General features: G+C 43.5%; 11 protein-coding genes. 1 reads left to right on the top strand and 10 read right to left on the bottom strand.

Annotation, left to right across the window (positions count from 1 at the left end):
• The 8 genes from MH117_RS04280 to MH117_RS04245 form a co-directional block, all read right to left on the bottom strand.
• Positions 1-1,812 (bottom strand): ABC transporter ATP-binding protein, encoded by a 1,812-nt coding sequence (locus MH117_RS04280; RefSeq protein ID WP_239327394.1) that lies wholly within the window; start codon positions 1,810-1,812, stop codon positions 1-3.
• 102 nt (positions 1,813-1,914) lie between these two features.
• Positions 1,915-2,469 carry a MarR family winged helix-turn-helix transcriptional regulator gene (locus MH117_RS04275; protein WP_239327393.1) on the bottom strand — a complete coding sequence of 185 codons (555 nt, stop codon included), beginning with the start codon at positions 2,467-2,469 and terminating at the stop codon, positions 1,915-1,917.
• Positions 2,470-2,676: 207 nt separating this feature from the next.
• Complete coding sequence (locus MH117_RS04270) at positions 2,677-3,429, bottom strand: alpha/beta hydrolase (RefSeq protein WP_239327392.1); 753 nt, start codon at positions 3,427-3,429, stop codon at positions 2,677-2,679.
• Between the two features lie 49 nt (positions 3,430-3,478).
• Positions 3,479-5,461, bottom strand: a complete 1,983-nt coding sequence (locus MH117_RS04265) for an AraC family transcriptional regulator (RefSeq protein WP_239327391.1) — start codon at positions 5,459-5,461, stop codon at positions 3,479-3,481.
• Between the two features lie 221 nt (positions 5,462-5,682).
• Complete coding sequence (locus MH117_RS04260) at positions 5,683-6,732, bottom strand: ABC transporter substrate-binding protein (RefSeq protein WP_239327390.1); 1,050 nt, start codon at positions 6,730-6,732, stop codon at positions 5,683-5,685.
• Between the two features lie 112 nt (positions 6,733-6,844).
• Positions 6,845-8,458, bottom strand: coding sequence for a helix-turn-helix domain-containing protein (locus MH117_RS04255; RefSeq protein WP_239327389.1), 1,614 nt, complete (start codon positions 8,456-8,458; stop codon positions 6,845-6,847).
• Between the two features lie 59 nt (positions 8,459-8,517).
• Entirely contained in the window at positions 8,518-9,327 is an 810-nt protein-coding gene (locus tag MH117_RS04250; protein WP_239327388.1) for a GNAT family N-acetyltransferase, read from the bottom strand.
• Positions 9,327-9,929: a TetR/AcrR family transcriptional regulator gene (locus MH117_RS04245; RefSeq protein WP_239327387.1), complete on the bottom strand. Its 603-nt coding sequence runs from the start codon at positions 9,927-9,929 to the stop codon at positions 9,327-9,329. Before MH117_RS04245 ends, MH117_RS04250 begins: the two co-directional genes overlap by 1 nt.
• Positions 9,930-10,072: 143 nt before the next feature.
• On the opposite strand from MH117_RS04245, the gene MH117_RS04240 reads away from it, so the two are divergent.
• Positions 10,073-11,185 carry an alpha/beta fold hydrolase gene (locus MH117_RS04240; protein WP_239327386.1) on the top strand — a complete coding sequence of 371 codons (1,113 nt, stop codon included), beginning with the start codon at positions 10,073-10,075 and terminating at the stop codon, positions 11,183-11,185.
• A 209-nt stretch (positions 11,186-11,394) separates the two neighbouring features.
• On the opposite strand, the gene MH117_RS04235 is transcribed toward MH117_RS04240, so the two are convergent.
• The gene (locus MH117_RS04235; RefSeq protein ID WP_239327385.1) at positions 11,395-12,534 is read right to left on the bottom strand and encodes a toxic anion resistance protein; all 1,140 of its coding nucleotides are present in this window, start codon (positions 12,532-12,534) and stop codon (positions 11,395-11,397) included.
• Positions 12,535-12,557: 23 nt separating this feature from the next.
• Positions 12,558-14,243, bottom strand: coding sequence for a vWA domain-containing protein (locus MH117_RS04230; RefSeq protein WP_239327384.1), 1,686 nt, complete (start codon positions 14,241-14,243; stop codon positions 12,558-12,560).
• Between the last annotated feature and the right edge of the window lie 4 nt (positions 14,244-14,247).

Here is a 14,247-nt window from a genome sequence, read left to right as displayed (position 1 = left end):
CTATTTTAATATGGTTTCAAAAGTGGACTTGATCGGAAATTGCATATCGTAAAGTGCTTGGTATCTCCCCTTTTGCTGGAGCAGTGTTTCATGATTTCCAAGCTCCATAATCTGACCGTGCTCCAGCACAACGATCTGGTCCGCGTTCTGAATCGTCGAGAGTCGATGGGCAATCACCAGACAGGTGCGCCCCGGCAGGAGCAAGGACAGCGCACGCTGAATATGTTGTTCCGATTCCGTATCAAGAGCAGCCGTAGCTTCATCCAGGATGAGAATGCGCGGATTCGTCAGGAAGGCTCTAGCAATGGACAATCTTTGCTTTTGACCACCTGAAAGCTTAACCCCTCTTTCCCCTATCGGCGTATCGTATCCTTCTGGAAATGCAGTAATAAATTCATGAGCATTTGCGGCCACCGCAGCTGCTGTAATTTCTTCAGCTGTTGCTTCTGGCCTGCCGTATGCGATATTGTCACGAATCGTGCCATTCAGCAGGATGACTTCCTGCGACACAATGCCCATCTGCTGGCGAAGTGATTTTACTGTCACTTCTGTTAATGGATGGCCGTCAATATAGATATCGCCACGCTGGACGTCATATAATCGGGCAATCAGATATGCAATTGTTGATTTGCCTGAGCCTGATGAGCCAACTAGAGCTGTCGTCTGATTACGCCGCAGCCGCAAGTGGAAGTTCTGCAAAATAGGTCTGCCCTCTTCATACGAAAACTCCACATCATCAAACACAATTTCTCCCTTAACAGGAGGAAGAGCAATGGCACCTTCCTTATCACAAACCTCCGGAACAACTGCCAGCACTTCTTGAATTCGTTCAAATGCCGCTGCAGATTGCTGTAATTTAGTAATCAATCTGCTGAAAGAGCGAATAGGAGCTTGCAGCAGGCGCAAGTAGGCCAAGTAAGCTATAATCTCACCTACAGTCATGCGATTGTGCATGATCTGCCACGCTCCGAACAGAAGCACGATGGTCATGCCTACATGATTCAGCCAATCAATAATTGGCGCGAAGATCGCTGATAGCCGAGATGCCGAGACGGTTGCTGCCCGATGCTGTTCACTCCATTTCGTAAACGCCTTGGCCTCATTATCTTCACTAGCAAAAGACTTGATCATTCGAATGCCAGACAACGTATCTTGAAGCGAGTTGTTTAATTCCGCCGATATACGACGAACCGCCCGATACGCACTTTTAATCCGCAGACTGAAAAATCGGGATGTGATAAATAAAAAAGGCAGTGTAATCAGGGTCAGAAGCGCCAGTTCCCAGTCCGTGTAAAACAAGTATCCAATAATCGCAACAAAAGTAATCATATCTGCAAGGATGGACAGGCTGTCGGCTGAAACCAGCTCTTGCAGCTGATTCACATCACCTGTTAACCTTGTCATCAGGTCCCCAGTGCGATTGCGATCAAAAAACGTTAGATCCAAACTTAAGGTATGTTTATACAGCTTGTTCCGCAGCTGAAAAACAGCTTTCTGACTGACAAGTGTCATCACATAACTGCTGCCGAAGTTAAAAGCCCCTAACAGCAGTCCCGCCAACAGAATAAGACCTCCCGTTTCCAACAGTGCAGCATACCTTTTATCAGGAATGATCTGATCGATAATATGCTTGGTCAGCTGAGGAATCGTAAATTCAAGTACGGAGATGGCAATGACAGAGATAGCACCAATCACAAGCAAGACCCATTGCGCCCGGGTGTGCAGGAACATCTCCTTTACCATTGTGCGCAGCGTAATCAAATGATGCGCACGCGTCTGCTGCTGATTCATCGAATGTTGTGTGTGTTTCATTGTGATCACGTACCTTCATTTCAAAATAAACGTAAATGCTGCTCGATCCAAAATGGATGGATTTCCATGTAATTAGATTGTCTAACTATATGAGCAAAAAAATTATCTTCCTGTTCCTAGTCGATTTTCAATATTTTTATTTAGCTTAACTAGAACGTTCCTGAACACCTCCTGCTCCTCTTTATTTAATTCTTCTACCAGGGATGCACAGGTTGACCAGAACGTAGGCAATACTTGCTGTAATAACAAGCTGCCTTCAGGGCTGATCCGAACGTGGGTCATACGACCGTCTTTCGCGTAGGGTTCACGAATAATCCAATTCCTTTTCTCCAACCAAATCAGTAATGATGTAACAGAGGAACGTCGAATACCCAAGCGATCTGCAATCGACGATGGTGTTACCAACTCCTGAGCGTCGTGGAGAGACAATAACAACAGCAGATCCAGCTTGCTTTCGGTAATGTCAAAAGAGGACAAGTCATGATCCACCAGATCCAAGACGCTATCTCCCAGCCATAACATAATCAGCCCCAAATGAGCTGCATATTGATTCGTCTCTGCTGCGGCAGTACGTTCCATCAGCTTCAAATACGGAGCGGTCCCCAGTCTAGGCAGCTGCTGCTCTGTTGTGTATTCTTTGGCAGGCTTTCGATTCACTTGCACAGCTCCTCACCCATATAGTTAGATTATCTAATTACATTCAATATAGCTTACTTCTTTTATTTTGGCAAGTTGTACTTTGCAGCAAATGGTTCTATCGTAGTCTCCAAGCTAGTTGTCCGCTTCCATGCCCTTAGACAAAAAGAGACTGCTCATGCAGCCTCTTACGCTTGTAATTTTGCTAGTAAATGGTATTACCACCAGTCATTCCCCGTTAAACAACCACTGCAGCGCCCAAGGCACATAACGTACTCCGCGCTCAAAAGAATGAAAGTCACTCTCATAAATATCTTGACGAATCGTATGCTCTGAGAAGCCATGCTGCAGCAAATGCTCGTATACTGTCTTCGTGTTTGGCACCATCCACTGCTGACCGTTCGTCCGCCCGCTTCCTTCGGCGTGTCCGACATTCATATACAAGCGTTGGCCCGTATTACGAATGGGATGCTGCTGTACCCATTCCACGATACCGGGGAACCAGAAAGAGCCAGAGAAGCTGCCAATTCGGCCAAATACGTCCGGATACAGCATCCCTGTATAAAATGAAATGAGGCCACCGAGGGAAAATCCCATTATCCCTGTATGCTTCTGGTCTGACAGTGTCCGATACTTGCTGTCGATATAGGGCTTCAACTCATCTACGATGTAAGCAGCATACCCTGCTGCATTTCCACCAAAATTCCGTGTGGGATCAAATACATTCGTTGCAACAAACGGTGTATACTCCTCATTACGGTCGAACGACGCAATGCCAACAAAAATTATGCCCGGTAACTCCTGCCTAGCTGCCAGTTCCCTAACAGCTTGCAGAGAGCCACTTTCCTGCGGATCAATCAAGTCACCGCTATCCTGCACATAGACGACAGGATAACGCTGTTCGCCTTTCTCATATCCCTCAGGTAAATAAATGAACAACTCTCGTTCCTTCAACGAATCCTTAACGAACACTGGCTGCACTTCGAATCCCCCCACTTCCTCAAGTTACCCTGTATAGGTCAAACTTTAATTACTTTGTTAGGAATCGGATTAATTGCTTGGTCGTATGCTCGATTGCGAGCGGTCCCTGCGTACTAATCGATACATCGAGTGGAAAGACATGATTCCCTTTTGCCGCCTTCAAAGACTTCCACACCTTGCTCTTATTCAACTCTGTGATATGGGCATCAAAATCTTCTACATGATCCACGATAAAAATATAATCCGGATCTAGAAGTGTGATCCCCTCAAGCGACACCACGTCCCCTTCAAGCTTATAGGTACCCGGCGTCTTCATGCCAAGACCATTCGCTTGATCATATACATAGTTCACTGTACTATCATCCAGTACATAGAAGGTATTGCCGTCTCCGGTCGGTCTTAAGAACGTCACCGTCTTGTCCTGAATTGTTGACAGTTTCGTTTTGGTCTCCTTCATCAAAGATTGTAGCTTGGTGATATAGTCCTCCGCCAGCTGCTCCTTTCCGATTAATTGCGCATATTGACGCAGTGTCTCTGACCAATCCCAATCTGCGTTGTTAATCATCACAACTGGCGATATTTTGCTTAAATCCTCATATACATCGTTATGTGTGCCCGCAAAAGCCACAATGAGGTCAGGGCCAAGCTCTGCCATCATTTCCAGATCAGGCGTTGTCACTTCCCCGATATCTTTGACTTTCATCTTGGCATAAGGCTTAAGCGTTTCAAACGATGACAGCATTCGATCCGCAAGCGTAGAAGCGATTGGCGGGGTATCGAGTGCAAAGAAATACTCCATCATCCCAAAATGAGTCACCACTATCTTCTTCGGTTCCGAGTTAATCACAACGTCCCTGCCTGCTCCGTCTTTATAGGTTCGCGGCCATTGCTGCGTAACTGATTCGTTCTTCTGCGTCGAAGCTTCAGTAGTTTGCTGTGCAGACTGCGTAGAATTAGATCCGTTAGATCCACTAATGACATTTGTCGTTCCGGAACAAGCACCTAAAAACAAGGCGATTCCCAACATGAGCATCGGAATCTTCCACCTTGTACCCTGTTTTAACATTTGCTCTTTCTCCCCTTCAACTAATTGATAATCATTTTCACTAATAAATGTATTGTAGTTGGGATGGAGAGAGGGAACAAGGACTGATCTTAGCCTCGTCATAGGATTATCTGAGCTTCCCCGATTACGGTGTCTATGTTCTTTATATTGACCTGGCGTACAACCCGCATGCTTCTTAAAGGCTCTTATAAAATAAGAGAGGTCCATGTAACCAACACCTACAGCAACCTCTTGCACTGTCGCATCCGTCTGTGAAAGCAGTTCCTGCGCCTTGTTGAGTCTAACGTCAATCAGATAATCGATCGGACTCTGTCCTGTGCTCAGCTTAAACTGCTTGGATAAATACGGAATGCTGTAATTCAGCGCAGCAGCAAGCGCCTCCAGCGTAATCGGCTCGGCATAATGATCATAAATATACTGCTTTGCCTGCATAACCAGGTCAGGCTTCACATACGAATCATGCTGTCCATTCATTTGCTGCAGCAGCTCACAGACGAACTGATGAAATATGGTTCTTGCATGAAAAGGCCTTAAAGCATCCATCTCCGCGCTGTTCCATGTCTGTAGTAGCTTGTCCGCCAGATACAGTAAGGAAATGGGTTCTTGCGGCGTAAACGTATATGGCATTTGAAACACATTGCTCCGCTCCAGCAGACCAACAATATCTTGACGGCAGGGCAATGCAAGCACCGCTTTATAATAAATCAGATAATACTCAAATTCACTGTCCGTCACCAACAGATCAAGGGTTAGTCCTTTGCCTCCATGTATCAGCTGCACACTGCGAACTGTATAATGGATATGCTGCACTTGTACTTGCGCATCGCCTCGTACAGCATACAAAAATACACTAGTCGGCAGCGGATATGTATATGATTCTTTCCTCGGTCGCACCGTGTAATGACGAACGTCCATCACTTTCATGGATGCATGATTCCACAGCTGAATCAGATCGTTAAGGTTCATCGTTGCATCCTCTCTTTCTTAGTACACCATGACCAGATGCTAACACCTAAAGCTTAGCAATCCTCCTCTTATTATAGTTGATAACAATTCTCAGCTTCAATGCTAGATTTGGAACAGACCGATTAGTATTTTTTTCATCAAAAAAGTAAAAGAAGCTGACCATTCCACCCATGTTTCGATAGAATGACAACTTCAGTTGGAGGATCTATAAAATTTGGCTGTTACTTTTTCGTACCCAGACGGTCCTGAATCATCGCTGCTACCTCTTGCACCTGCGATTGGACAGCAATTGGGTCATACGGCCAGAATCGGTCACCATCCAGCTTAAATACTCTTTTGTTCTTAACCGCCTCAAGGGAAGCCCACACTGGTGACTTCTCGTCGAACTCGGCACCACCTGAAATATCCAGGAAAATATAATCCCCAGCATAGTCCGCCATCTTCTCCTCCGAAATACTCAGCGCATTGATCTTTTTATCAATCAAATCCTGCTTCACCTTTGGAGTCGGGGTCAGACCCAATTGCTGATGTATGGCTTGTCCGCCCCGGTTGACGGTATCACCATAAATATAGAAGTCTTTGCCAAAAGGACCCATGATGGTAAAGGTTATACCTTCCTTCACGACACCTTTTATTGCATCCTTTGCCTTTTTTACCTGCTCGTCAAATTCCGTTAGCCATGCTTCGGCCTCCTTCTCTTTGCCGATCATCTTTCCAAACGCTCTCATTTCAATGTGCACCTCGTGATAGGTGCCGTAGGGAATCACTACAGTTGGCGCAATCTTGCGGTACTGTTCGTTTAGTTTGTCATCTCCGCCAACTGTGACGATCAAGTCAGGGCTAAGCGATAACATCTTCTCCACGGAACCGCCATCAATCTGGCCGATGTCCTCAATTCCCGCCGATAACGACTTGACATACGGACTCTCGATCTCCCAATAAGGAGCACCAACTGGCTTAACGCCTAGTGCCAGAAAGTCAGCCAAATAACCTTGCGTAACGATGCGCTGTGGATTGGCCGGTATCTCAACGTCGCCATGTACCGTTGAAACGATACGAGTCTGGGCTTCTGTATCCACAGTGGAATTCTGTTTTGTCTGAGGAGATGTATTCTTGGCTGTTTGGCCGGAATCCCCACTGTTTGTTGTCACAGCCGTATTGGTCGTTGATTCGGACTGTGCGGACTGACTCTCTCCACTGCACCCACTCAGTATAACTAGGAATATCGTAATTAAAATGACTCCCCATCGTCTCTGCTTATAATGGATCATGTTCTCTCTCCGATCAGTAATGATTATCTTTCTCAATTAATACTACATCATCGTACCCTCCCATCTCTAAACCGTCTATTTCAAAATGTGACTACTTCATCATGGACAATCGTTACTTTATAGAGATATCAGCAGCATTTAGCATTAAATTCGCCATGATATCAAGCTGCCTCACAAGTGCAGCAGCATCATTACACCAGAATTCCTCCAGCTTGAGTGGATACACGCGTCGGCGTCCGTCCGCGAACAGTTCCCTCCAGATAGGACGCTCGGTAAGTTTATCTGTGAAGCTGTCGTATAAATCAGAGGACTCGGAGGGAAGCACCACAAACATGTGATCTGCCGCATAAGCTGATAATTGAGATTCCTCAATGAATAGATGGTTATCTGGAGTCAGCACCTCTCGTTGGATACGGGGATGAGGCGTCAATTTTAAGCCCTCAAATAAATTGAATACACCTCTAGCAGTTGCATTCCAAATACAAATCGAACGATCTTCCCATACCTCATACAGCCCCACCGTTTCATGAGGACCTATCCGTGTCTTTAATTTGGCAGCTGCTGAACGCGCACGTCCAATGTACCATTCAATCCACTGATCAGCTTCTTTTTCCCTGCCCATAATATGCCCCATAAGACGAACTGCTTCTAGTCGATCTCCACGGTTCCATGGCAGTACGATGACATCAGCAAGCTGCTCCAACTTTTCCATTTTACCAGGCCAATAATAAAGGTATTCGGGTGCCACAATCATATCTACTTGCAGTCCATACAAGTTCCCTGCCGGATCTTCCCGCTCCAGATCAAGCGTCCCTTCCAAATCTCCGTGTACAAGCGGAGACACTTCCCACGGCGTGAAAGGGGCCGCAATTGGCTGAATACCAAGCGCTAGCAAATCACCTGCATACTGCATCGCCACCACATGCTTAGGCTTAGGTAGATTTCGGTATTCCGTCGGTGACATGCCGACGGTCTGTTTAAACTTACGACTTAGGTACAGCCCGTCCGCATAACCAACCTTTGCCGCAATCTCTCCTAATGTAGCATTACTCGCCAACAAATGCTGCTTTGCTTTATCTACTCGCACGCGTGTCAAATGATCAGAAAAACTGCGCCCTACTTGCTTATGAAACAGACGCGAAAAATAACTGGTATTAAATCCGACCAACTTCGCCAATTGAGAACGAGTCAGCTGCTGGTCAAAATGACAATTGATATATTCTAGCGCCTTCCATATGACTGGATCTACTTTCTCGCCAGCTGGTTTTAACGCCTTTATAAATGAACGAAGCAGCTCGCTTAGTTTATAATGGTGGCGGTCACAGGCACTATCGTTGTTAGTTATCACTTCCTTCGTCAGTTCTTCCAGCATGGTGAATATACGATAACTTGATGCTCCTGTGACCGCCATCGCGCCATGAGCAGGCAGCTGCGAGTGCTCCTCATTATAGGTCAACTTGTCTCCACTGTCCTCGATTAACGTATAACTCTGAAAGCACACCTTGAACAGTTGTGCTGTATGGAGATCAGATTCAAGGACAATATTCACTGACTTGCCAGGTCGCAGAAAGATTACCTGCCCCTTTTGAAGTGTCGTCCACTCCCAGTCCCACTTGATCTTTACCGTATGATCACAGCTTAGCAGCATAGGAAACTCAACAGCAAACACCATCTTTTTTTCGTCTTTCTTCCATTTGAGCACTTCTGCCCGTCTCAGCACATACATCTATACTCACATCCTTGCCTATAGTAATCGTGATGAGGCCGCATTCGATTATATGCTTTTTATATTTCCAGATTAAACGAATACACAGGATAGTTTTCAACTTTTTCAAAGCCAAGCCTTACAGCTAGTTTATGTGAGGGTATATTTTCATGTGTGGTCTCCCACAAAGGATACATTTGTTGTTCTAACAAGTGATCCATTAACCGAATGGCAGCAACTGTTGCATATCCTTTACCTCGCTCTTCTTTAGCAAATGTATCAACATCAATAAAATACTCATTTCCAACGATAAAGCCGTTGTTTTTGCAAACGGTGATGAGCTGATTATCTTTCTTCACTTCTACTCCTATGCACTTCTTCGCTTTAAACTCATCTCTGACATATGGAAATGCATAAAATGATTGAGGCAGTATATCGAAATGAACAAGGTTAATTTTTAACGGCTCTTCTACTACATTTACTTGCCGCTTAACTTGAGCAAATTTATTTAGATTTAGTGCATACACGGATTCATAATGCTTATTTACTTTCAAAAAAGCGATTTCCTTTTCAAAAAAATAGTTCCACGCTTCATCATCCGAAGTATAAATTTCAAACCATTTTTCATTACGCTGTTTACAATCGGGCATAACGATATGCTGTAAAAAACGGCTCACATCAACTTTGTTGTTCTCTGTTGATAGACTTCCCTCTAGGTACATCCATCTCCCAGTAGCCCAAACGATTACGATTTGAGGTGTTTGCTCATCATCTACAAATACTCGACCCGGATAGTTGCCATAAATAACAGATAACGCTGGGATACAGCTCTTTTTGTTCATAAAAAAAGATTCAACCACATTAAATTGATTAGCTTGTAATTCTAGCATTATACTTTCCCCTTTTCGTCATTGTTTGAATTAAACATTCGATTAGGCTTTAACTGACCAAAAATGTATTGCTGCATTTGATTGGCAAGCAGGATGATAGGAGGTTCTTTCCCATGTCTTAAGACTCTATTCAAAAACACAATCGAGTTAGCGGCATATAATTCTGCCAAATAGTCTAATGCAATCGTACTTGAAGAAAAATGACGAGTTAAATAATCCAAGCAAGTACGGAACAAAATGTGTTCAAATTCTTTGCGTAGATCTGCTGTTTCTTCGTGCACTTCTAACAATGTGGAAATCTCAATTTGATGTTCAATCATCGTATCGGTGACAAATTCGATAGCATCAGCCACCTTGCCCTCATCGATAGAATCAAATCGTTGTTTAATCTCATTTGTAAAATCAAGAACATGTTGTTGAACCATCTTTTCTAACAAGTCGTACTTATCCAAATAATGACTATAAAAAGTCGATCGTCCGATAAGCGCTTGATCACAAATGTTTTTGATCGTAATCTCTTTAAAATGTTGTTGTTGGAGCAGTTCGATAAATCCTCGTTTTATCGCTAGTTTCGTTTTATACACTCTGATGTCTTCACTCATCAACCAATTACTCCTTAATTGTAGGTTATTGAACACTTCCTATATAACTTGTAAGATATCGTACATTTTCGGCACTTTTACTTATTTTTTCGTACATAACTCTGCTCTATAGTAGGCACATACCTACTAAAGGAGGAATCAACATGTTTAAAACATATGTACAAGATGAACAATTTAATCTGCAAATCAATCGGTTTATGAATGATTATTACCAAGAAGATGATCGCGCACAGGCTGACTTGGAACAGATGATTCCGAGATTACAGGATGCACACAGCTGGTATGAAACTTGGCTTGATTTTGCACAGAAGCGTGAAAACAGCAAGGACTTTGACTTAGCCTCCGTCTACTATCAAGCAGCAGAATTTTACTTGTCACCTGAAGACCCTAATAAAGACACCATGTATCAAAAATATCGAGAAACGTTCTATAAAGGATATACTGAATTTGACTATGATTTCTTTCAAATCCCTTATGAGGACTCTTATCTTCCTGCTGTCAAATTATTGACGCCTGGGGCTAACCAAACCTTACTTGTGTTTGGCGGTTACGATTCTTACATGGAAGAGATGCTTAAAATGATGCAATTTATAAAAGGAATTAATTACAATATTATCGTATTTGATGGGCCAGGCCAAGGAACCGCCTTGAAGAGCGGCCTTAAACTCATTCACAACTGGGAAAAACCGATATCAACGATAATTGATTATTTCAAATTAGATCGTGTCAGCATTTTAGGCGCTTCTTGGGGCGGCTATCTGGCGATGCGTGCTGCTGCTTTCGAAAAAAGAATCGACAAAGTCATTGCCTTTAACATTTTCTATTGTGGACTAGATGCATTAAAAAATCGGATGCCAGCAGAGACTTATAAGAGTATCATGCAGCTGGTTGACCATAATGAAGCAGATCAAGTTAATTCTTTACTCGAACAAATGATGGCTAATAGTATGGATTTAAAATGGAAACTTACCAAGGGTATGGAGAATACGGGTGCAGCAACGCCGTTTGAACTATTTAAAGCTATTGAAAAGCATACGATGCAAGGAATCGGCCAATTCGTTAATCAGGATGTTCTATTACTTGCTGGACAAGATGATCAATACGTGCCTATCAGCCGCCTGCCGCAAATTCAACAAGAATTAAGCAATGCGGCTTCCATTACGACTAAAGTATTTACGAAAGAAACAGGTGGTGAACAACACTGCCAAGCAGGTCATCGCGAGTTAGCTTTTAATGAAATGAAGAAGTTCCTCTAAGTAGAAAAGGCAGCTGCCACACATCAATGAAGTCACATGGAGTTCGGATATAACTTACCAAATCAATACACAAACATGACCAGCCCGCGGATTCACCCATGGACTGGTCATGCTTTATACATGTTGAGATACGGGTATCCTCTGAACGGATAAACCATCTGTTTCACGTTAATATGAACAAGAACTCATACGGTGTTGGAAATAGATCATTACAAACCCAGCTTGTGTCCCTTTTCTAAACGTTGGATTTGCTGCTCACCAGTATCCGCTAGTTCCCTGAACTGATCGATCGTGTCGCGCATCTTAGGGAGTGCTTCTTGTTTGTAGGTGCTGATGGAATCAAGCGCTGATAATACATCAGTGAACGCTTGTTTTAAGGTTTCTACAGAAATGTTGGTTTCAAGCGATTGTTTATGGATATGAGCACCTTGATCTTTTAACATTCTTGAAGTGCCCGCGATCAATTCATTTGTCGTTTGATTTAACAATTCAATTTTTTTCAATACGATCTTTTGATTGTATAACGCACTAGCTACTGTTACAGAAATTTTCAAGGCTGAGATCGTCACGTTTTTAGCTCTGTCCACGCCTCGAATCAATTCTTTGTTGTTACGTGTGACCACTTCAATCGCCATAATCCCCTGTTGGTTTACAACCATCATTTGCTGCATATCCATTACCCGTTGACGAAGTGGGAACAGGACCTCCTCGGTGATGAAGCGGATTTTGTCTGTATCTTCATTGCGAGCCTTGGCTGTTTCGATCTGCGTTTCAATGGAACTGTCCATTAAAGTACCCAGTTCGATTTCCTTTTGCAGCTTTTTTGTCAAGTCACGCAGCGCCTGCTGTTCAATCTCAAGCGTCGTATTGTCATTCTTCAAGGTTGTTTTCCCTTTATCCAGGGAGACGACAATATCTGCTATCACCGCATCTGCTTTTTGATATTTCAAGAAATAAGCGCGTAACGGATTAAACAACTTGCCTAAAAATCCTGTTTTTGTAAAGTCGATGACGCTTGGGTCCAAGTCTTTTAATTGCATGTGCAACTCTGTTAAGCCTTTTGCTACTTGGCCGCCCTCATCTCCTGTCTTGGAAAGGTTACCGACCGAAACTTGCAGTAAATTGTTTTTGCCTGAAGATGTTCTCATCGTATTCATACCGAACGAGTCAATCGATTGCAGTATTTCTTTCCTCTTCTCAAGCGAATCAAGATCTAAAGACATAATAGACGCGACATTGGAATCAGCCAACGCTTGCAGCTTGGCGACTTCCTCGGGAACAGGTTTAACCTCTTGCTCAATTGCAGCTTGGATGTCTTCCGGACTTGCAACTTCCATTGAAAATGACATATAGCTCCTCCTATAGATAAGGGTTACATTTGGACGTTAAACAAGTTCGCTATTTTATAGACGACATCGTCTGTATCCGCATTGATACTGGCTGCTTCATTGATACTTGAAATGCTCTGTAGCGCTTGGATGTCTGCATTATAACCAATCGTGTAAATCGGAACTTTGTAGGTTGCGATCAGATCCTTAATATCTTTGAGGGTATTCCCCCGATTGGTCTCGCCATCACTCAGTACAAAAATCATCGGTTTTATTGATGGATTAACGGCTTTCTCATCTTGAAGCATTTTTAAGGCAACAATAATACCATCGAACGTAGCTGTACCTCCGTCCGCAAATAAGTTGTTTACCGCACCAACAAACATCGATTGCTGTGTCGTATCGTACTTTTTGATCGGCAAATGAATGGTTACATCATTGGAGTAAGCGACCAGACCTATGCTGTTCTCTTTCCCCAGATATTTTTGTCCTTTCAGCAACGATTCCTTCAAACGATTGATCGGTTCACCCGCCATACTACCTGAAACATCGGTTACAAACACGGCTGCAATCGGCTTGCTTCCATTTTTCTTTTCTTTCCATATTTTCTGAGCAGATGCAAGCAGACCGCCCTCTACAACAGCAAGCTCCGATTTATATTGGTTCAGCTCATTAAATCCTTTTTCTTGAGCCATTGTTTGATATTTAGCTTGTGTTACAAATTCGGAAAATTTCTTAATGACTTCCAATTTGGACTTCGGAAGATCACCTAATGCATACAGCGGACTGTCATGTCTTATACCAAAGGGTGTAAATACGTAGCCGCTTTTGAAGTCGGCAGTATTAAGATAGGTTTGGTATTCCAGTACAAACCCGTCTAACATACCCGATTTAGCGGCATCGCGCATTTGAATCGTGGTCGAAGCTAGAAACGGAACGTTCGCTTGGAACTTCTCAAATCCTTGAACGGCTTTATCACTTAGGATATTAGAACTATCAAACGTATGAAGCGAAGTTATAAGGAAATTTAAGCCGGTTGAGCTTGCAAATGGATCCGTATACCCCATGCTGAACTCATTATTTGCGATCGCTTCCGTAACCGTTTTGACATTCACTGAACCATATGCCGCTACTAATGCATCGTGTTTCGATTTCGAAATGACAATACCAGGAACATTTCCCACCAATCGCTTCGTGACAAGCTGAGTTTTTACTCCGCTCGCTTTTACCATTTCGCCCCATAACTCGTTCGAAGGTGTAAAGGCATCGGGTATATACTTGCCTGATTTAATATAGTCAGCTGCAGTTCCGGAAGCAATATTACGAATCTTGACAGATGCGGCCTTGCCGTTTACTTGGATATTCGCGTTATTAAACTCGGCTGCAACTTCCGCTAGCCAGCCATCTACTCCTGCTCCTGACTTTTCTGGCGATGAGAAAATTTCTACAAACTCATTCGTTGTATTATTGACCGTAATCGGGAACTTCGAAATATCAGGCAATGTCTCGCCAATATCTGCGGGATTAATATCGATTTGACCTTTTACGGGAGTTTCGGTCGTCACCGCGATATTGGAGTAAAGCTTGTTTAGCTGCTTACCTGCATCTTCTGCCGTAACCTGCGATTTGGATTTACCCAAGTTGGAGGTAAAGTTCACGCCAAGATAAACAAGGATAAATACGACAAACACACTCAAGACAGATAATACAATCTTTTTGCTATTGGCCATTCGC

Origin of the sequence: Paenibacillus sp. ACRRX (assembly GCF_022346885.1) — a bacterium.
GTDB lineage: Bacteria > Bacillota > Bacilli > Paenibacillales > Paenibacillaceae > Paenibacillus_B.
The sequence above is the reverse complement of the archived record's forward strand: the minus strand, read 5'-3'. Positions and strand labels throughout refer to the sequence as shown.

Coding starts and splice junctions, on each gene's coding strand:
- MH117_RS04245 (WP_239327387.1), bottom strand. CDS start 9,929: ATGAGTGAAGACATCAGAGTGTATAAAACGAAACTAGCGATAAAACGA.
- MH117_RS04255 (WP_239327389.1), bottom strand. CDS start 8,458: ATGTATGTGCTGAGACGGGCAGAAGTGCTCAAATGGAAGAAAGACGAA.
- MH117_RS04260 (WP_239327390.1), bottom strand. CDS start 6,732: ATGATCCATTATAAGCAGAGACGATGGGGAGTCATTTTAATTACGATA.
- MH117_RS04250 (WP_239327388.1), bottom strand. CDS start 9,327: ATGCTAGAATTACAAGCTAATCAATTTAATGTGGTTGAATCTTTTTTT.
- MH117_RS04240 (WP_239327386.1), top strand. CDS start 10,073: ATGTTTAAAACATATGTACAAGATGAACAATTTAATCTGCAAATCAAT.
- MH117_RS04280 (WP_239327394.1), bottom strand. CDS start 1,812: ATGAAACACACACAACATTCGATGAATCAGCAGCAGACGCGTGCGCAT.
- MH117_RS04230 (WP_239327384.1), bottom strand. CDS start 14,243: ATGGCCAATAGCAAAAAGATTGTATTATCTGTCTTGAGTGTGTTTGTC.
- MH117_RS04265 (WP_239327391.1), bottom strand. CDS start 5,461: ATGAACCTTAACGATCTGATTCAGCTGTGGAATCATGCATCCATGAAA.
- MH117_RS04235 (WP_239327385.1), bottom strand. CDS start 12,534: ATGTCATTTTCAATGGAAGTTGCAAGTCCGGAAGACATCCAAGCTGCA.